The organism is Citrobacter farmeri, from assembly GCF_019048065.1.
Lineage (GTDB): Bacteria > Pseudomonadota > Gammaproteobacteria > Enterobacterales > Enterobacteriaceae > Citrobacter_A > Citrobacter_A farmeri.
The window spans coordinates 1158640-1177160 of the sequence record NZ_CP077291.1 but is presented as its reverse complement, the minus strand read 5'-3'; the positions used below and the strand labels follow the sequence as shown (position 1 = coordinate 1177160).

Annotated in this window: 21 protein-coding genes and 1 other annotated feature; of the genes, 11 read left to right on the top strand and 10 right to left on the bottom strand. The window is 53.1% G+C overall.

Features of this window, described 5'->3' with window-relative positions; all coding sequences use genetic code 11:
* Positions 1 to 240: 240 nt before the first annotated feature.
* The 3 genes from raiA (at position 241) to pheA (ending at position 1989) form a co-directional block, all read left to right on the top strand.
* Positions 241 to 579: a ribosome-associated translation inhibitor RaiA gene (raiA, locus tag I6L53_RS05485; protein WP_003031244.1), complete on the top strand. Its 339-nt coding sequence runs from the start codon at positions 241 to 243 to the stop codon at positions 577 to 579.
* 102 nt (positions 580 to 681) lie between these two features.
* Positions 682 to 806 (top strand) — a sequence feature (Phe leader region).
* Positions 683 to 730, top strand: coding sequence for a pheA operon leader peptide PheL (gene pheL / locus I6L53_RS05480; protein WP_100249759.1), 48 nt, complete (start codon positions 683 to 685; stop codon positions 728 to 730). (Overlaps the previous feature by 48 nt.)
* 22 nt (positions 807 to 828) lie before the next feature.
* On the top strand, positions 829 to 1989 hold the full coding sequence (pheA, locus tag I6L53_RS05475; protein ID WP_042325897.1) for a bifunctional chorismate mutase/prephenate dehydratase: 1161 nt from the start codon (positions 829 to 831) through the stop codon (positions 1987 to 1989).
* A 51-nt stretch (positions 1990 to 2040) separates the two neighbouring features.
* On the opposite strand, the gene tyrA is transcribed toward pheA, so the two are convergent.
* Both tyrA and aroF read right to left on the bottom strand, forming a co-directional pair.
* Positions 2041 to 3162 (bottom strand): bifunctional chorismate mutase/prephenate dehydrogenase, encoded by a 1122-nt coding sequence (gene tyrA, locus I6L53_RS05470; protein WP_042325899.1) that lies wholly within the window; start codon positions 3160 to 3162, stop codon positions 2041 to 2043.
* A 10-nt stretch (positions 3163 to 3172) separates the two neighbouring features.
* Positions 3173 to 4243 (bottom strand): 3-deoxy-7-phosphoheptulonate synthase AroF, encoded by a 1071-nt coding sequence (gene aroF / locus I6L53_RS05465; protein WP_042325901.1) that lies wholly within the window; start codon positions 4241 to 4243, stop codon positions 3173 to 3175.
* Positions 4244 to 4457: 214 nt separating this feature from the next.
* Here aroF and I6L53_RS05460 point away from each other — a divergent pair, with 214 nt between their 5' ends.
* The 4 genes from I6L53_RS05460 to I6L53_RS05445 all read left to right on the top strand — a co-directional run bounded on the left by I6L53_RS05460 (position 4458) and on the right by I6L53_RS05445 (position 7205).
* On the top strand, positions 4458 to 4832 hold the full coding sequence (locus tag I6L53_RS05460; protein ID WP_042325902.1) for a DUF2799 domain-containing protein: 375 nt from the start codon (positions 4458 to 4460) through the stop codon (positions 4830 to 4832).
* Between the two features lie 140 nt (positions 4833 to 4972).
* Positions 4973 to 5491, top strand: a complete 519-nt coding sequence (yfiR, locus tag I6L53_RS05455; protein WP_042325904.1) for a regulatory sequestration protein YfiR — start codon at positions 4973 to 4975, stop codon at positions 5489 to 5491.
* On the top strand, positions 5484 to 6707 hold the full coding sequence (dgcN, locus tag I6L53_RS05450; RefSeq protein ID WP_042325906.1) for a diguanylate cyclase DgcN/YfiN: 1224 nt from the start codon (positions 5484 to 5486) through the stop codon (positions 6705 to 6707). Before yfiR ends, dgcN begins: the two co-directional genes overlap by 8 nt.
* Before the next feature lie 15 nt (positions 6708 to 6722).
* Positions 6723 to 7205 (top strand): OmpA family protein, encoded by a 483-nt coding sequence (locus tag I6L53_RS05445; protein ID WP_042325908.1) that lies wholly within the window; start codon positions 6723 to 6725, stop codon positions 7203 to 7205.
* Positions 7206 to 7208: 3 nt separating this feature from the next.
* Here the strand turns inward: I6L53_RS05445 and I6L53_RS05440 are convergent, their stop codons facing one another.
* From I6L53_RS05440 to ffh, 7 genes are all read right to left on the bottom strand, one after another.
* Entirely contained in the window at positions 7209 to 8567 is a 1359-nt protein-coding gene (locus I6L53_RS05440; protein ID WP_042325910.1) for a PepSY-associated TM helix domain-containing protein, read from the bottom strand.
* A 57-nt stretch (positions 8568 to 8624) separates the two neighbouring features.
* Positions 8625 to 9035: a DUF2946 domain-containing protein gene (locus I6L53_RS05435; RefSeq protein ID WP_042325912.1), complete on the bottom strand. Its 411-nt coding sequence runs from the start codon at positions 9033 to 9035 to the stop codon at positions 8625 to 8627.
* A gap of 140 nt (positions 9036 to 9175) precedes the next feature.
* Positions 9176 to 9523, bottom strand: a complete 348-nt coding sequence (gene rplS, locus I6L53_RS05430) for a 50S ribosomal protein L19 (RefSeq protein ID WP_000065254.1) — start codon at positions 9521 to 9523, stop codon at positions 9176 to 9178.
* Between the two features lie 40 nt (positions 9524 to 9563).
* Positions 9564 to 10331: a tRNA (guanosine(37)-N1)-methyltransferase TrmD gene (trmD, locus tag I6L53_RS05425; RefSeq protein WP_042325913.1), complete on the bottom strand. Its 768-nt coding sequence runs from the start codon at positions 10329 to 10331 to the stop codon at positions 9564 to 9566.
* 44 nt (positions 10332 to 10375) lie between these two features.
* Complete coding sequence (rimM, locus tag I6L53_RS05420; RefSeq protein ID WP_042325915.1) at positions 10376 to 10924, bottom strand: ribosome maturation factor RimM; 549 nt, start codon at positions 10922 to 10924, stop codon at positions 10376 to 10378.
* A gap of 18 nt (positions 10925 to 10942) precedes the next feature.
* Positions 10943 to 11191: a 30S ribosomal protein S16 gene (gene rpsP / locus I6L53_RS05415; protein ID WP_042325918.1), complete on the bottom strand. Its 249-nt coding sequence runs from the start codon at positions 11189 to 11191 to the stop codon at positions 10943 to 10945.
* Positions 11192 to 11446: 255 nt separating this feature from the next.
* The gene (gene ffh, locus I6L53_RS05410; RefSeq protein ID WP_042325920.1) at positions 11447 to 12808 is read right to left on the bottom strand and encodes a signal recognition particle protein; all 1362 of its coding nucleotides are present in this window, start codon (positions 12806 to 12808) and stop codon (positions 11447 to 11449) included.
* Between the two features lie 165 nt (positions 12809 to 12973).
* Between ffh and I6L53_RS05405 the strand changes: the two genes are divergently transcribed.
* Both I6L53_RS05405 and I6L53_RS05400 read left to right on the top strand, forming a co-directional pair.
* Complete coding sequence (locus tag I6L53_RS05405; protein WP_042325922.1) at positions 12974 to 13765, top strand: cytochrome C assembly family protein; 792 nt, start codon at positions 12974 to 12976, stop codon at positions 13763 to 13765.
* Between the two features lie 19 nt (positions 13766 to 13784).
* Positions 13785 to 15071: an HlyC/CorC family transporter gene (locus tag I6L53_RS05400; protein ID WP_102601129.1), complete on the top strand. Its 1287-nt coding sequence runs from the start codon at positions 13785 to 13787 to the stop codon at positions 15069 to 15071.
* Between the two features lie 79 nt (positions 15072 to 15150).
* Here I6L53_RS05400 and grpE read toward each other — a convergent pair whose 3' ends face one another.
* Positions 15151 to 15744, bottom strand: coding sequence for a nucleotide exchange factor GrpE (grpE, locus tag I6L53_RS05395; protein ID WP_042325925.1), 594 nt, complete (start codon positions 15742 to 15744; stop codon positions 15151 to 15153).
* 122 nt (positions 15745 to 15866) lie between these two features.
* Between grpE and nadK the strand changes: the two genes are divergently transcribed.
* Both nadK and recN read left to right on the top strand, forming a co-directional pair.
* Entirely contained in the window at positions 15867 to 16745 is an 879-nt protein-coding gene (nadK, locus tag I6L53_RS05390; RefSeq protein WP_042325929.1) for an NAD(+) kinase, read from the top strand.
* 85 nt (positions 16746 to 16830) lie between these two features.
* Positions 16831 to 18492 carry a DNA repair protein RecN gene (gene recN, locus I6L53_RS05385; protein WP_042325930.1) on the top strand — a complete coding sequence of 554 codons (1662 nt, stop codon included), beginning with the start codon at positions 16831 to 16833 and terminating at the stop codon, positions 18490 to 18492.
* Positions 18493 to 18521 lie beyond the last annotated feature (29 nt).

The window sequence follows — 18521 nt, the reverse complement described above, 5'->3', positions numbered from 1 at the left end:
AAGCTGCCGTTGTTTTATTCTTTTCGCGTCATAACGCTGATGACTTTTGCGTGACGCAACCCATCAAATATGGCCTGCTTTCTGGCTTTCCTCAAGTTAATAATCACCTCTTCCTGCGATAACTCACAAAAAGGTTTCCTTGACAAAAAGTGACAAAATAATGTGATTTAAATCACACATTTTGACATTAGGAACGGTATGCTGGGATCACCAAGACGGGAAAGACAAGAGGTAAAATTTATGACAATGAACATTACCAGTAAACAAATGGAAATTACTCCGGCAATTCGCCAACATGTCGCAGACCGTCTCGCCAAACTTGAAAAATGGCAAACTCACCTAATTAATCCACATATCATTCTGTCCAAGGAGCCACAGGGTTTCATTGCTGATGCCACCATCAATACACCGAACGGACATCTGGTCGCCAGCGCAAAACACGAAGATATGTACACCGCTATTAACGATTTGATCAACAAGCTGGAACGGCAGCTCAATAAAGTGCAGCACAAAGGCGAAGCCCGTCGTGCAACAACTTCAGTAAAAGACGCCAACTTCGTCGAAGCAGAAGAAGAGTAGTCCCTTACATTGAGTGTATCGCCAACGCGCCTTCGGGCGCGTTTTTTGTTGACAGGGTGAAAACAGTACGGGTACTTTACTCACATCACATAAGGAAACTGATATGAAACTCACCCCGTTTTTCTTCGCATTCTTTTTTACCTTCCCCTGAATGGGAGGCTTTCGTCGTGTGAAAAAGAATGCGAAGACGAACAATAAGGCCTCCCACACCGGGGGGCCTTTTTTATTGATAACAATAAAGGCAACACTATGACATCGGAAAACCCATTACTGGCGCTGCGCGATAAAATCAGCACGCTGGATGAAAAATTGCTGGCGTTACTGGCCGAGCGACGTGAGCTGGCGGTTGAAGTCGGTAAAGCCAAGCTCGAATCCCATCGCCCGGTGCGGGATATCGACCGCGAGCGCGATCTGCTGGACAGACTGATTACGCTTGGCAAAGCACACCACCTTGATGCGCACTACATCACCCGCCTTTTTCAGCTCATCATCGAAGATTCCGTTCTCACCCAGCAGGCGCTGCTCCAGCAACATCTGAATAAAACCAACCCGCATTCTGCACGCGTGGCGTTCCTGGGGCCAAAAGGTTCTTACTCACATCTCGCGGCACGCCAATACGCAGCACGTCACTTTGAACAGTTTATTGAAAGCGGCTGTGCAAAATTCGCTGATATTTTTAATCAGGTCGAAACCGGTCAGGCCGACTACGCGGTCGTGCCCATTGAAAATACCAGCTCCGGTGGAATTAACGATGTCTACGATCTGCTGCAGCACACGTCGTTATCAATTGTGGGCGAGATGACGATCGCTATCGACCACTGCGTACTGGTTTGCGGAACAACAGACCTGGATACCATCGAAACGGTATACAGTCATCCGCAGCCGTTCCAGCAATGCAGCAAATTTCTTAATCGTTATCCGCACTGGAAAATTGAGTACACCGAAAGCACCTCCGCCGCAATGGAAAAGGTCGCTCAGGCGAACTCTCCGCGCGTTGCCGCACTCGGAAGCGAAGCCGGTGGCGTGTTGCATGGATTACAGGTTCTGGAACGTATCGAAGCGAATCAGACGCAGAACATCACTCGCTTTATCGTGCTGGCGCGTAAAGCGATCAACGTCTCCGACCAGGTGCCGGCGAAAACCACGCTGCTGATGGCGACAGGACAACAGGCGGGCGCCCTGGTGGAAGCGCTGCTGGTGATGCGTAATCACAATTTGATCATGACTAAACTGGAGTCCCGTCCAATACACGGCAATCCGTGGGAAGAGATGTTTTATCTCGATATCCAGGCCAATCTGGAATCCCCACAGATGCAAAAAGCGCTCAAGGAGTTGGGCGAAATTACCCGCTCCATGAAGGTTCTTGGCTGCTATCCCAGTGAGAACGTGGTACCCGTCGATCCGAGCTAAAACAAAAAAGCCAGTGGGTAGACACTGGCTTTTTCTTTCCGGCAACGCGCATCAAGCGCGACTGTCATTCGCCTGGCGCAATAGCGTCCGGCTCTCGCTCTGGAAGCGCTTCGCGTAGTCACCGAACCAATGCTCAACTTTGCGGAAGCTGTCGATAAACGCCTGTTTATCCCCCTGCTCCAGCAGGCTAATCGCTTCGCCAAAACGTTTGTAGTAGCGTTTAATCAGTGCCAGATTGCTCTCCGACGACATGATGATATCGGCGTAAAGCTGTGGATCCTGGGCGAACAGTCGCCCGACCATCGCCAGTTCAAGACGGTAAATCGGTGAAGAAAGTGCCAGCAGCTGTTCAAGCTGCACGTTTTCTTCCGCCAGATGCAGACCATAGGCAAAGGTGGCAAAGTGGCGCAGCGCCTGAATGAACGCCATGTTCTGATCGTGCTCGACGGCGCTGATACGGTGCAGTCGCGCACCCCAGACCTGAATCTGCTCCAGGAACCACTGATAGGCTTCCGGATTGCGCCCGTCGCACCAGACCACCACCTGCTTTGCCAGGCTACCGCTGTCCGGGCCGAACATCGGGTGCAGACCGAGCACAGGACCGTCGTGCGCCGCCAGCATCGCCTGTAAGGGACCATTTTTCACTGAAGCCAGATCGACCAGAATACAGTCAACCGGCAACGGCGGTAACTTGCCGATCACCGATTCCGTCAGGTGGATCGGTACGCTGACAATCACCATGCCGGCATCCGCGACGATCTCCTGCGCGCGATCCCAATCATGCTGTTCGAGGATCCGCACCTGATACCCCGACAGGGTGAGCATTTTCTCGAACAACCGTCCCATCTGCCCGCCCCCGCCGACAATGACCACCGGGCGCAGAGAAGGACATAGCGTCTTAAACCCTTTATCGTTCTCACTGGAATAGGACTCACGCATCACCCGTCGCAGCACGTCCTCAATCAGATCGGGTGGTACGCCGAGCGCTTCCGCTTCCGCACGGCGCGACGCCAGCATCGAGGCTTCGCGCTCTGGTACGTAAATCGGCAGACCAAAGCGGCTTTTGACTTCACCGACTTCAGCCACCAGTTCCAGACGGCGCGCCAGCAAATCCAGCAGCGCCTTGTCTACTTCATCAATTTGATCGCGTAACGCGGTCAACTCAGCAACCATAACGAACCTCTTAAGCCTGGCGCGCCGCCAACTGGCCGTTCAAGTCTTTGTTAATTTCACGCAGCAACGCGTCCGTCATTTCCCAACTGATGCAGGCATCGGTAACGGACACACCGTACTTCATTTCGCTGCGCGGTTGCTCGGAGGACTGGTTGCCTTCGTGAATGTTACTTTCAATCATCAGGCCGATGATTGAACGGTTGCCATCTTTAATTTGTGCAACCACTGACTCCGCCACGGCAGGCTGACGACGGTAATCTTTATTGGAGTTACCATGACTGCAATCTACCATCAGTGACGGTCGCAGTCCCGCCTGTTCCATCTCTTTTTCGCATTGCGCGACGTCTGCCGGGCTGTAGTTAGGCGCTTTGCCGCCGCGCAGGATCACATGACCGTCCGGGTTACCCTGAGTTTGCAGCAGCGCAACCTGACCGGCCTGGTTAATACCGACAAAACGGTGTGACTGCGCCGCCGCACGCATGGCGTTGATCGCCGTCGCCAGGCTACCATCGGTGCCGTTTTTGAAACCCACCGGCATCGACAGACCCGACGCCATTTCACGGTGCGTTTGTGATTCCGTGGTGCGCGCACCAATCGCCGACCAGCTAAACAGATCGCCCAGGTACTGAGGACTATTTGGATCCAGCGCTTCCGTCGCCAGCGGCAGTCCCATATTGACCAGTTCAAGCAGCAGCTGACGCGCAATTTTCAGACCGGCTTCAACGTCAAAAGAGCCATCCATATGAGGATCGTTAATTAACCCTTTCCAGCCAACGGTGGTACGGGGTTTTTCAAAATAGACGCGCATCACCAGATAGAGGCTATCGCTGACCTCTGCGGCAAGGGCTTTAAATCGACGAGCATATTCCAGGGCCGTTTCAGGATCGTGAATGGAGCACGGACCACACACCACCAACAGGCGCGGATCGCGACCGGCAATAATGTCAGAAATGGTTTTGCGCGACTGGGCGATTTGCGCCTCTTGCGCCAGGCTCAGCGGAAATTCCGCTTTAAGTTGTTCCGGGGTCATCAGAACCTGTTCGTCGGTAATGTGTACGTTGTTCAGCGCGTCTTTTTGCATGATGGCGATCCTGTTTTAGCTCGTTTGCGATAGTTTTCCTCAGTGAGGATGACGTAACGATACCACAACGAGTAAAGATATCAATCCAAAATACGTAAACATTACGTTACAGTAGTGATATTTATTCGATTTAACGCCTCATAAACCGTATAAAATAATTTACATCTATTTGTTACGCGATCCGCTATGCTTTGAAAAAACAGGAGAGCAGGCAATGATGAGAATAGTCGGTATCGCAGTGATTTTTCTGCTCAGCGGCTGTCAGATCGATCCTTACACTCACGCACCAACATGGACCAGCACCGACTGGTATGACGTCGGCATTGAAGATGCGATTTCCGGTGTTGCGGTTAAAGATAATGAAACGCTGGCCGATACTTTTAATGACCCGGAGGTGGATCGTCCGCAATACCTCAAAGGTTACGCTGAAGGCCAACGTAAAACCTGTCAGCAAAACTTTGCCTATGCCAGAGGTGTGACGGGGAAAACCTTCCCCGCCAGTTGCGATACGGTAGAAAATGCCAGCCAGTTGCGTGAAGCCTGGCAACAAGGTGCTGATGAAAATGCTGGCTCAACGCGTCTGAATTAATATTTAGTCAGATTTAGCTTAAGGCACATCCGTTAATCTATAAGGTATAATGACGCTCCGCAAAAATAATGTTATTTTGCTTTAAACAGAACATGGATGTATTTTGATGACTGATAAAAGATGCTGGTGAGGAAATCGTTATGTTCACTTCTCACCGACGCTTGATGCTGTTAATGCTTTTGCTGGCAGGATCGCCAGTTTTTGCGAATAACATCCCTGATGCGGCGAAGAACGTTCGCACCATGGTCTCTGGCATCGTCAGTTATACGCGCTGGCCAGCCCTCTCAGGGCCGCCCAGACTGTGCATTTTCTCGTCTTCCCGGTTTGCCAACGTACTGGGGGACAGCAGTGATACGCCGCTGCCTTATCAACCCGTCATTATTAACACCGAACAAGAAGCATTAGCTGCTCGCTGTGATGGTGTTTATTTCGGCAGTGAATCTCCCGCTGCTCAGGTTGAATTAACCAATAAATATCCGTCTAAGGCGTTGTTATTAATTGCAGAACAGAATGCCGAATGCATTATTGGTAGCGCCTTTTGTCTGGTTATTAACAATAATGATGTCAGATTCGCCGTTAATCTGGATTCCTTGTCACGCAGTGGCGTAAGAGTCAATCCGGATGTATTGATGCTCGCACGGAATAAAAAGCATGGATAAGGCTCATTCCTCACCCCCCCGTCCAACGTTTAAGCGAGCGTTGCGACGCATCAACATCACCAGCGTGATCGTAACCATGACGCTGATCTGGCTGCTGCTGTGTGTTGCCTCGGTACTGACGTTAAAACAGTATGCGCAAAAAAATCTCGAGCTCACAGCGGCGACAATGACTCATAGCCTGGAAGCCGCGTTGGTATTCACTGATGATGCCGCTGCCGCAGAAACACTGGCCGCACTCGGCCAACAGGGGCAATTTTCCGTCGCTGAAGTTCGCGACAATAATCAGAATGTCATTGCCTCCTGGCGCTATAACGCGCAAGAGAACGACGATAAGCTGGGCGATTTTATCAGCCACTGGCTCTTTCCCTTACCCGTTGCCCAGCCCGTCTGGCACAGCGGTGAAATTATTGGCGAAGTTCGACTTACCGCGCGTGACAGTTTAATCAGCCACTTCATCTGGCTTTCCCTGGCCGTGCTTACCGGGTCGATTCTGCTGGCCTCCGGTATTGCCATTTTGCTGACGCGACATCTGCACCGTGGCGTGGTTGAGGCGCTGCAAAATATCACCGAGGTGGTACACGATGTGCGTACCAACCGCAATTTCTCCCGCCGCGTCTCTGAAGAGCGGATTGAAGAGTTCCACAATTTTGCCCAGGACTTCAACAGCCTGTTGGATGAAATGGAAGAGTGGCAACTACGTTTGCAGGCCAAAAATGCGCAATTACTGCGAACGGCACTGCACGATCCGCTGACGGGTCTGGCAAACCGCGCGGCTTTTCGTAGCAGTATTAGCGCTCTGATGAACGACAACTCCGCCCGCAGCAGCTCAGCACTCCTGTTTCTTGATGGTGATAACTTCAAATTCGTGAATGATACCTGGGGGCATGCCGCAGGCGATCGCGTCCTGATTGAAGTCGCCAGACGACTGGCTGAATTTGGTGGCAACCGTCATATCCCTTATCGCCTCGGCGGAGATGAGTTTGCCGTCGTTCTTTACGGCGTACATTCAGACTATGAAGTCCAGCGAATCAGCGCCGCGCTGTCGCAAGAGTTTAATCGTCCTTTTGACCTGCATAACGGCCATTTAGTCAGTATGACGCTGAGTATGGGTTACGCGCTGACCTGGGAACACGCTTCCGCCGAGAAATTACAAGAATTAGCCGATCGCAATATGTATCAGGCGAAACATCAGCGCACAGAGCGCTCGATTAAATAAAAAAGGAATACACACATGCTTAAGCGTCTTTTATCCCCACTCATTCTTGCCACGCTACTGCTGGCAGGCTGTCAGGCTCCACAGGGTAAATTCACCCCTGAGCAGATAGCGGCTATGCAATCGTACGGATTTACTGAATCCGCGGGGGACTGGTCCCTGGGGCTTTCCGACACCATTTTGTTTGATAAGAATGACTACAAGCTGCGTGCGGAAAGCCAGCAGCAGATCGAGTCGATGGCCGCTCGCCTGGCCTCAGTAGGTCTGAACCATGCACGCATGGATGGACACACCGATAACTACGGCGAGGACAGCTACAATGAGGCATTATCGCTCAAGCGCGCCAATGTCGTGGCCGACGCATGGTCAGAGGGCGCGAAAGTTCCGCGCACCAACCTGACCACCCAGGGATTAGGGAAGAAATACCCGATCGCCAGCAACCAGTCCGCGAAAGGACGTGCTGAAAACCGCCGCGTCGCCGTGGTCATCAGCACGCCTTAATCCTCAGTCGACTGACTGCGTGAACACCGTACGTGACGCGTGAACCCAGCGCAGCCAGTCGATCAGCATGAACAGCAGCAGACTTCCCCCCAGCACCGGCATTGCCACTCCCAGCGCAATCGCCAACAGCACGACGCTAACACGCCCCCGCATACTCAACAAAAGCCAACTGTGAACCAGCGTCTGTGCCGGGCTGGCTGAAGGTCTCGCTGGGCGGCGGATCCACCACAATCGATAGCCAATCACGATCATCAGGCATAGCCCTGTGCCAAAGCCGATCAGCAGCAGTTGGTTCGGCCATCCCAGCAGAATACCCATATGAAAATCGACGCCCCATCGCGTTAACTTCGCCATGAGCGGGAAGTCGGCAAACCGGGTGCGGTCGGTCACCTGCCGTGTTGCCGGATCGACAGCAATAGCGTCAACCTGGGTAGGCCAGCGGCGATCGATCTCCGTCACCGTCCAGCCGTGCTGCGCATCCTTCGGCGGGCGGATTTCCAGCCGGAGCGCATTCAGTCCTGTTTGTTGCGCGGTCTGTAATACGGCATCGAACTGACGAATATCCACGTGGGCCTCTGGCATCACCCTGCCGCCATGATGGTCGGCATGTTCATCCTGAAGCTGGCGAGGTCCATGGAGCTGAGCGTTAAGCTGTGGCGTCAGCCAGCCAAACGCCGCGCGCATTTTATCCACGTTGCCGCCTGCCCACTGTGACCAGGTCAGTCCGGTTGCCGAAAACAACAGCATTCCAACTAACAGCAGCCATCCCAGCGTAACGTGCAGACGCCGCTGGTTTTGTAGCGGATTGTTCAACCGACGACGGGGACGCGTAAACCACCAGAGCGCGATACCGCCCAGCGCCGCCACCCACATCCAGGATGCCGCCAGTTCACTGTAAATGCGCCCAACCTCCCCCAACAGCAGTGAGCGGTGGGCATAGTCAATCCACTGACGCAGTGGCAGAATGCCGCTGGTGCCGTACACCGGCATATCGCCTTTGACGGCCAGAGTCACCGGATCGATAAAAATGGCCCGATGTTCAGAGGCCGCCAGTGCCGGGTCGACAAACATGACTCGCGTTGTATCGCCAGGCTCCAGTCCGGGGCGAACGGCGTGCAGCCGCAGGTGCCCGCCGGTCACCTGCTGGGCGATAGCAACCTGTGCCGCCAGCGATTGCGGCTCTCCCTGCATCGTCCCGTTAAGTGCCTGAGCATAAATAGTCTCTTCCAGTTGCGGCGTCGCCACATATAGCGTGCCGGTCAGCGCAGCAACAAAGATAAATGGCCCGACAAACAGGCCGATGTAGAAATGAAGGCGTCGCAGCAGGGTTATCCATGCCGCGCGCGGTGTGCAGGTTGTCATACTTTTCCTCAGAAAAAGCAAAAGAGTGTCGTGACGCTTATGCGCACAATCTTATTTTCAGAAACAGGAAAGCACAGACCTGCGCGGCGGCGCGCGAGTATCAGGATACAGCCAGGGGAAGAAGTGCCAGTGTTGAACCGTCGGACGAATGGGGTTGTCTTGCACCCTGAGCAGGACACCGCAGAGCAGAATAACCAGGGCCAGAATAATCCCGGGAACGTGAGCCAGTAATACACAGTAGCCACAGGCTTCGCCGTGATCGACGGGGATCGGGACAGGAGGAGAACCTCGGTCATGCTCTCCGAACTCTGCCATCGTACTCATCTCATGATGCATACCGGGCATTGCGCTCATCGGATCTTTTTGCAGCGCCACGGAGATCAACGGGGCAATAACAATCAGCAGGATCGCAAACAGCGCGAGACATGCCGCACGCTGCTGAAAACCTGACTGACGAATTTTACCCATAACACCTGCCCCGCTCGCTGCGAACGAGGAACATTGTAAATGATTTATGAACTGAAGGTTAACGCCACGAACATTACCGAGATAAAAAAGGGCCAGCCAATTGGCCAGCCCTTCTGACAGGATGTCGCCTGAGCGATATCTTAGTTAAGACGCTCTTTGATACGAGCAGCCTTACCAGTACGCTCACGCAGGTAGTACAGTTTAGCTTTACGAACGGCACCACGACGTTTGACAGTAATGCTGTCAACAACCGGAGAGTGGGTCTGGAAGACACGCTCAACGCCTTCGCCGTTGGAAATTTTACGAACAGTGAATGCAGAGTGCAGACCGCGGTTACGAATAGCGATAACCACGCCCTCGAATGCCTGCAGACGTTTTTTGGAACCTTCAACAACCCATACTTTCACTTCCACGGTATCACCCGGACGGAAGGAAGGTACGTCCTGCTTCATCTGCTCTTGTTCAAGTTGCTTAATAATGTTGCTCATAATTTAATCTCTTATCCTGGGTAAACTGATAATTGGGGGCTTACGCCATCCCATCATGTTTATGTTGCTGTTGCGCGTGTTCCGTTTTGAACTCCGCCAGCAACCTTGCTTGCTCTTCAGTCAGAGCCAGGTTTTCCAGAAGTTCAGGTCTTCTAAGCCAGGTGCGGCCCAGCGACTGTTTCAAACGCCAGCGACGTATCTCAGCATGGTTTCCTGACAGTAACACTGCCGGGACGTCCATCTCTTCTAACACTTCAGGTCGGGTATAGTGCGGGCAGTCCAGCAACCCATCCGCAAAGGAATCTTCCGTTGCCGATGCTTCATGACCCAGAACCCCCGGAATAAACCGGGAAACAGAGTCAATCAGTACCATTGCCGGTAACTCTCCACCGCTGAGAACGTAATCACCGATTGACCATTCTTCGTCAATTTCGGTTTGGATCACGCGCTCATCTATGCCTTCGTAGCGACCACATACCAGAATCAGCTTTTGATTCGTAGCCAGTTCGCTGACGCCCGCTTGATCAAGCTTGCGTCCCTGAGGTGACAGATAAATCACCTTAGCGCCTTCACCCGCCGCGCTTTTTGCTGCATGAATGGCATCCCGTAAGGGTTGTACCATCATTAACATCCCCGGTCCGCCGCCGTAAGGACGATCGTCCACGGTACGGTGCCGGTCATGCGCGAAGTCACGAGGACTCCAGCTCTGGATGTTCAGCAGGCCATTTTTAACAGCCCGGCCAGTTACCCCGTAATCGGTAATTGCACGAAACATTTCTGGAAACAGGCTAACGATACCTATAAACACAAGCCAATCCCCATCACGCCGTCATTTACCGCTTATCCGGTGGTTTAAAAACCAGGATCCCAATCTACTTCGATAGTCCGCGTAGTGAGATCGACTTTCTTGATAACCTGCCCATCGAGGAACGGCACGAGGCGTTCCTTGATACCAAACGCATCTTTCAGGTTTGCCTTAATGACGATGACGTCATTCGATCCGGTTTCCATCATGTCGACGACTTTCCCGAGATCGTAGCCTTCTGTGGTCACTACCTGGCAGCCCATCAGGTCTTTCCAGTAGTAGTCACCCTCTTCCAGTTTTGGCAGTTGCGTAGAATCCACGACAATTTCGCAATTGGTCAGCAGATTCGCAGCATCCCGATCTTCAACGCCTTTCAGCTTGATGATCAGATCCTGATTGTGGTGCTTCCAGCTTTCCAGCTGTACTTGCTGCCACTGACCCGCCTTCTGGATAAACCAGGGCTGATAGTCAAAAATGCTTTCGGCGTCTTCAGTGGAAGAAAACACTCTGAGCCAACCACGAATACCGTAAGACGATCCCATTTTCCCTAAAACAATCGGGTCCACAGGTGCTTGCGCAGTGAGTTGCTTGCTCATCATGACCACCGTGACAGATTAAGCTGCTTTGCTTACTTCTTTGATCAGCGTAGCTACGCGATCAGAAATGGTCGCGCCCTGGCCAACCCAGTGAGCGATGCGATCCAGATCCAGGCGAGTGCCTTCTTCTTTTTCGCTAGCGATTGGGTTAAAGAAGCCAACGCGCTCAATGAAGCGACCGTTACGTGCGTTACGGCTGTCAGTAACAACAACCTGGTAGAACGGACGCTTTTTAGCGCCGTGACGAGCTAAACGAATAGTTACCATAACATCCTCTTGTGTGAATAAAACAACCGGGCCCCATCGAGGAACGGAGCCCGGGTGTCATATTAAAAGCCCGAAAATTTTACTGATTTCTGGGGAAATTGCAATCAGCAGTTGAAAACTCTGTCGCAGAAGGCCGTAGGCGATGCAGTCAGTTCGGTGCCGGCGTGCGCGCAGCCACCGGAGCGTACACGCAGTACGTGAGGATGGCGAGCACACCCCGGTGCCGAAATGGCAAATAAGCCAGGCCTGTAAAGATTAGCGGCCGGGGAACCCTGGGGGCATCATCCCTTTCATACTTCTCATCATCTTCGCCATTCCCCCCTTCTTCATCTTCTTCATCATGCGCTGCATGTCGTCGAACTGTTTCAGAAGGCGGTTTACATCCTGCACCTGCATACCGCAGCCCTGCGCGATGCGGCGTTTACGGGATCCTTTGATGATTTCCGGCTTCGCGCGCTCTTTCAGCGTCATCGAGTTAATGATCGCCTCCATGCGCACCAGCACTTTGTCATCCATCTGTGATTTTACGTTATCGGGGATCTGCCCCATGCCTGGCAGCTTACCCATCAGGCTCGCCATGCCGCCCATGTTTTTCATCTGCCGCAACTGTTCCAGGAAGTCGGTCAGATCGAAACCATCGCCCTTTTTCAGTTTAGTCGCCAGCTTCTCAGCCTGCGCGCGGTCAACTTTACTTTCGATATCTTCGATCAGCGACAGCACGTCACCCATGCCAAGAATACGTGACGCGATACGATCCGGATGGAACGGCTCCAGCGCCTCGGTTTTCTCGCCAACGCCGAGGAATTTGATCGGCTTGCCGGTAATATGACGAATAGAAAGTGCGGCACCGCCACGGGCGTCACCGTCGACTTTGGTCAGCACCACGCCGGTCAGCGGCAGCGCTTCGTTAAACGCCTTCGCGGTATTCGCCGCATCCTGACCGGTCATCGCATCGACCACAAACAGGGTTTCTACCGGATTGATAGAAGCATGGACCTGTTTGATTTCGTCCATCATCGCTTCGTCAACGTGCAGACGACCGGCGGTATCCACCAGCAGCACGTCGTAGAACTTGAGTTTGGCTTCTTTCAACGCCGCATTAACGATATCGACCGGCTTCTGACCGACATCCGAGGGGAAGAAATCAACGCCTACCTGCTCAGCCAGCGTCTCCAGCTGTTTAATCGCCGCCGGGCGATATACGTCGGCAGAGACGACCAGCACTTTCTTCTTGTGCTTTTCGCGCAGGAATTTACCCAGCTTACCGACGCTGGTCGTTTTACCAGCACCCTGCAGGCCCGCCATCAGCACCACGGCTGGCGGCTGCGCCGCCAGATTCAGGCTCTGGTTTTCTTCGCCCATCGCCGCCACGAGTTCGTTACGAACAATCTTGACGAACTCCTGTCCTGGCGTCAGGCTCTTGTTAACTTCATGTCCAACCGCTTTCTCTTTTACGCGATTGATAAACTCTCGCACTACCGGCAGCGCAACGTCAGCCTCCAGCAGCGCCATGCGCACTTCGCGCAGCGTCTCTTTAACGTTGTCTTCAGTAAGGCGTCCACGGCCACTGATATTGCGCAGCGTGCGCGACAAACGATCGGTTAAATTATCAAACATTGTCTCTCGCCTGGGGTGGAAACGGTTGGTCGCTTAAGCGACACATGAACATAAATTTGCCGCAGTATAACATGAAGCCGTCTTTGTTGTTATGCAACGGTTGGAGCCGCGGTCACGTAACGCTATACTGCTTCTCTTTCTCACTGGCCAACTGTCGACACCACTATGCCCGTTTTTGCTCTGCTCGCCCTTGTCGCCTACTCCATCAGCCTCGCGCTGATCGTCCCTGCTTTGCTGCAAAAAAATAGCGGCTGGCGGCGTATGGCCATTCTTTCTGCGGTTGTCGCGCTGGTGTGTCATGCCGTCGCGCTAGAAGCCCGCATTCTGCCGGGTGGCGACAGCGGACAAAATCTAAGCCTGCTGAACGTCGGCTCGTTGGTCAGCCTGATGATTTGTACGGTGATGACCATTGTCGCCTCACGCAACCGTGGATGGCTGCTGCTGCCGGTGGTATATGCCTTCGCGCTAATCAATCTGGCCTTCGCGACCTTCATGCCAAATGAATTCATCACCCATCTCGAAGCCACGCCGGGGATGATGATCCACATCGGGCTGTCGCTGTTCTCTTATGCGACGCTCATTATCGCCGCACTGTACGCGCTGCAACTGGCCTGGATCGACTATCAGCTTAAAAACAAAAAGCTGGCGTTCAATAACGAAATGCCGCCGCTGATGAGCATCGAGCGCAAGATGTTCCACATCACGCAAATTGGCGTGGTTCTGTTGACGCTCACCCTGTGTACCGGCCTGTTTTACATGCACAATCTGTTCAGCATGGAAAATATCGACAAAGCGGTTCTCTCTATCGTCGCATGGTTTGTCTATATTGTTCTGTTGTGGGGGCATTATCATGAAGGCTGGCGCGGTCGTCGTGTCGTGTGGTTTAACGTCGCGGGCGCCGGGATCCTGACGTTGGCCTATTTCGGTAGCCGGATATTGCAGCAGTTTGTCAGCTAAGCCTTAAAGGAGGCGCCCCCTGGAACACATCTCCACCACCACGCTGATCGTCACACTGATCGTCATGGTGGTCATTTCCGCCTATTTTTCCGGTTCCGAAACCGGAATGATGACCCTGAATCGCTACCGCTTACGTCACCTGGCTAAACAAGGGAATCGTCCGGCAAAGCGCGTTGAAAAGCTGCTGCGTAAACCCGATCGCCTGATAAGCCTGGTGCTGATTGGCAATAACCTGGTTAATATCCTCGCCTCGGCGCTTGGCACTATCGTTGGTATGCGCCTGTATGGCGATGCCGGTGTTGCCATCGCCACCGGCGTGTTGACCTTCGTCGTGCTGGTGTTTGCCGAGGTTCTGCCGAAAACCATTGCTGCGCTCTATCCGGAAAAAGTGGCCTATCCCAGCAGTTTCCTGCTGGCTCCGTTGCAGATTCTGATGATGCCGCTGGTCTGGTTGCTCAACACGATCACCCGATTGCTGATGCGCATGATGGGCATTAAAACCGATATCGTCATCAGCGGTTCACTGAGTAAAGACGAGCTGCGTACCATCGTGAATGAATCCCGCGCCCAAATCTCCCGGCGCAACCAGGATATGCTGCTGTCGGTACTCGATCTGGAAAAGGTCAGCGTTGATGACATCATGGTGCCGCGCAGTGAAATCATCGGCATTGATATCAACGACGACTGGAAGTCTATCGTACGTCAGTTGTCGCACTCGCCGCACGGGCGCATTGTGCTGTACCGTGATTCGCTGGATGATGCCATCAGCATGCTGCGCGTGCGCGAAGCCTGGCGGTTGATGTCGGAAAAGAAAGAGTTCACCAAAGAGACCATGCTGCGCGCCGCCGATGAGATTTACTTCGTCCCGGAGGGTACGCCGCTCAGCACGCAACTCATCAAATTTCAGCGCAATAAAAAGAAAGTCGGCCTGGTGGTCAATGAATATGGTGATATTCAGGGGCTGGTCACGGTGGAGGATATTCTCGAAGAGATTGTCGGCGACTTTACTACCTCAATGTCACCTACGCTGGCGGAGGAAGTGACTCCGCAGAATGACGGTTCGGTGATCATCGATGGCAGCGCCAACGTGCGGGAAATTAATAAAGCGTTTAACTGGCATCTGCCAGAAGACGACGCGCGTACGGTAAATGGCGTGATTCTGGAAGCTCTTGAGGAGATCCCGATTGCGGGCACTCGCGTGCGCATCGGTCAATACGATATCGATATTCTCGACGTCCAGGAGAATATGATTAAGCAGGTCAAAGTATTGCCCGTTAAACCGCTACGGGAAAGCGTCGCAGAGTAACGATAACGGCCCGCGGATATTCCAACGGGCCGTAGGCCGGATAAGCGTCAGCGCTATCCGGCAATACGCCGGATAGGAATTAGCCTTTCGCCTTCGCAACGGTGACCATCGCCGCACGGATAGTACGACCGTTCAGCGTATAGCCTTTCTGCATGATACCCAGCACGTTGCCCGGCGCGATATCTTCAGACTCGACCATCGCGATCGCCTGATGCACGTTCGGATCCAGCGCGACGTTTGTCTCAGCAATCACTTCAACGCCAAATTTGCGCACCACATCCAGCATCGATTTCAGGGTCAGTTCGATCCCTTCCACCATCGGCTTCATATCCGGATTAGCTTTGTCCGCCACTTCCAGCGCGCGATCCAGGCTATCAATCACCGGCAGCAGTTCGTTGACGAATTTCTCCAGCGCGAACTTGTGTGCCTTCTCAATATCCAGCTCGGTACGACGACGCAGGTTTTCCATGTCCGCTTTTATGCGCAGCACCGCATCACGTTCACGGGTCTGAGCTTCGCTAAGCTGCGCTTCCAGATTCGCAATTTTTTCATCGCGCGGATCCACCTGCTCAGCAGAAGCGTCTGATTCAACCGCCTCAACTTCTTCGTGCTGATCCATGATAATTTCTTCCGGGGCTTGCCCCTCAGGCGTTTTCTGTTCTTTACTACTCATGAATTTCTCCGCGTTTTTTTCGCATTCATCTCGCTAACTTCGCTTATTATGGGGATCAGATTCAGGGTTTCAAGGGAAGCACTCACATTGTCATCAATCTTCATCACAAGGACCTCGAAAAAATGAATAATCATTTCAAGTGTATCGGCATTGTGGGGCATCCCCGTCACCCCACGGCACTCACAACACATGAAATGCTCTACCGCTGGTTATGCACAAAAGGGTATGAGGTCATTGTCGAGCAGCAAATCGCTCACGAGTTGCAGTTGAAGAATGTGAAAATCGGCACCCTAGCGGAAATTGGTCAGCAGGCGGATCTCGCGGTCGTCGTCGGGGGCGACGGCAACATGCTCGGCGCCGCACGTACCCTGGCGCGATACGACATCAAGGTGATCGGTATCAACCGTGGCAATCTCGGCTTTCTGACCGACCTTGATCCCGATAACGCACAGCAACAACTCGCCGACGTTCTCGAAGGCCATTACGTCGCGGAAAAACGCTTTCTGTTGGAAGCGCAGGTATGTCAGAAAGACTGTCAGAAGCGCATCAGTACCGCCATTAACGAGGTCGTGCTGCATCCCGGTAAAGTCGCGCACATGATTGAGTTTGAAGTTTATATTGACGAAAGTTTTGCCTTCTCCCAGCGCTCCGACGGTCTGATTATTTCAACCCCAACCGGTTCCACTGCCTATTCCCTGTCAGCCGGCGGACCGATTCTGACCCCATCGCTTGACGCCATCACGCTGGTGCCGATGTTTCCGCATACCCTTTCGGCGCGCCCGTTGGTCATCAACAGCAGCAGCACCATTCGCCTGCGCTTCTCGCATCGCCGTAACGATCTCGAAATCAGTTGTGACAGCCAGATCGCACTGCCGATCCAGGAAGGTGAAGATGTGTTAATCCGCCGCTGTGATTACCATCTGAATCTCATCCATCCGAAAGATTACAGCTATTTCAATACATTAAGCACAAAACTGGGCTGGTCAAAAAAATTATTTTAATTTAACGCCAACCTCTTTACTGTATAAAAAACCAGTTTATACTGTATGTAATTACAGTTATGGTTTTTCATACAGGAAAACGACTATGTTGGCACAACTGACCATCAGCAATTTTGCTATCGTTCGTGAACTTGAGATCGATTTTCAGAGCGGAATGACCGTCATCACGGGTGAAACCGGGGCGGGTAAATCCATTGCAATTGATGCGCTCGGCTTGTGCCTCGGTGGTCGCGCTGAAGCCGACATGGTTCGCGCTGGTGCCAGTCGTGCCGACCTGTGCGCCCGCTTTTCGCTGAAGGACACCCCTGCCGCTCTGCGCTGGCTGGAAGAAAACCAGCTTGAAGAAGGACGTGAGTGTTTACTCCGCCGCGTGATCAGTAGTGATGGACGTTCCCGTGGCTTTATCAACGGAACGGCGGTTCCTCTTTCTCAGCTTCGCGAACTGGGGCAACTGCTCATTCAAATTCACGGCCAGCACGCGCATCAGTTACTGACCAAATCCGAACATCAAAAATCCCTGCTCGATGGTTACGCGAATGAATCCGGGCTGAGACAAGATATGGCTGCGCGCTACCAACTCTGGCACCAGAGCTGCCGTGATTTAGCACACCACCAGCAGCAGAGCCAGGAACGTGCCGCCCGTGCGGAACTGCTGCAGTATCAGCTTAAAGAGCTGAACGAATTTAACCCGCAGGCGGGTGAGTTTGAGCAGATTGATGAAGAGTACAAACGGCTGGCCAACAGCGGTCTGCTCCTCTCCACCAGCCAGAATGCACTGTCATTGATGGCGGACGGCGAAGATGTAAACCTGCAAAGTCAGCTGTATACCGCAAAGCAGCTGGTCAGTGAACTGGTTAGCATGGACGGTAAGCTCTCAGGGATTCTCGATATGCTGGAAGAGGCGACCATTCAGTTAACGGAAGCCAGCGATGAACTGCGCCACTATTGCGATCGCCTGGATCTCGATCCTAATCGCCTGTTCGAACTGGAACAGCGCCTCTCGAAGCAAATTTCACTGGCCCGTAAACATCACGTCAGTCCGGAAGCGCTGCCGCAATATTATCAGTCGTTGCTGGAGGAACAGCAGCAACTCGACGATCAGGCGGACTCCCTGGAAACCCTGACCCTGTCCGTGAATAAACATCGCCAGCAGGCGCTGGAGGCGGCGAAAGCGCTGCATGAGCAGCGTCAACATTATGCACAAGAACTGAGCGCTTTGATTACCGATAGCATGCACTCACTCTCTATGCCACATGGCCGTTTCACTATCGACGTAACGTTTGATGAGCATCATCTCAGCCAGGATGGCGCGGACCGCGTTGAGTTTAAAGTGACCACCAACCCAGGTCAGCCGATGCAGCCGATTGCCAAAGTGGCTTCCGGGGGGGAACTGTCGCGTATTGCCCTCGCGATTCAGGTGATTACCGCACGTAAGATGGAAACCCCGGCGCTGATTTTCGATGAAGTCGACGTCGGCATCAGCGGCCCAACCGCAGCAGTCGTTGGAAAATTGTTGCGTCAGCTCGGTGAATCAACGCAGGTTATGTGCGTCACCCACCTTCCCCAGGTCGCGGGATGCGGTCATCAGCACTTTTTTGTCAGCAAAGAGACAGACGGTGAAATGACCGAAACGCACATGCAACCGCTGGATAAACGTGCACGCTTGCAAGAGCTGGCACGCCTGCTGGGTGGCAGCGAAGTGACGCGAAACACTCTCGCAAATGCGAAAGAACTGCTGGCGGCGTAAACTTTTTTGCACCTTAACGGTCAGAGTAG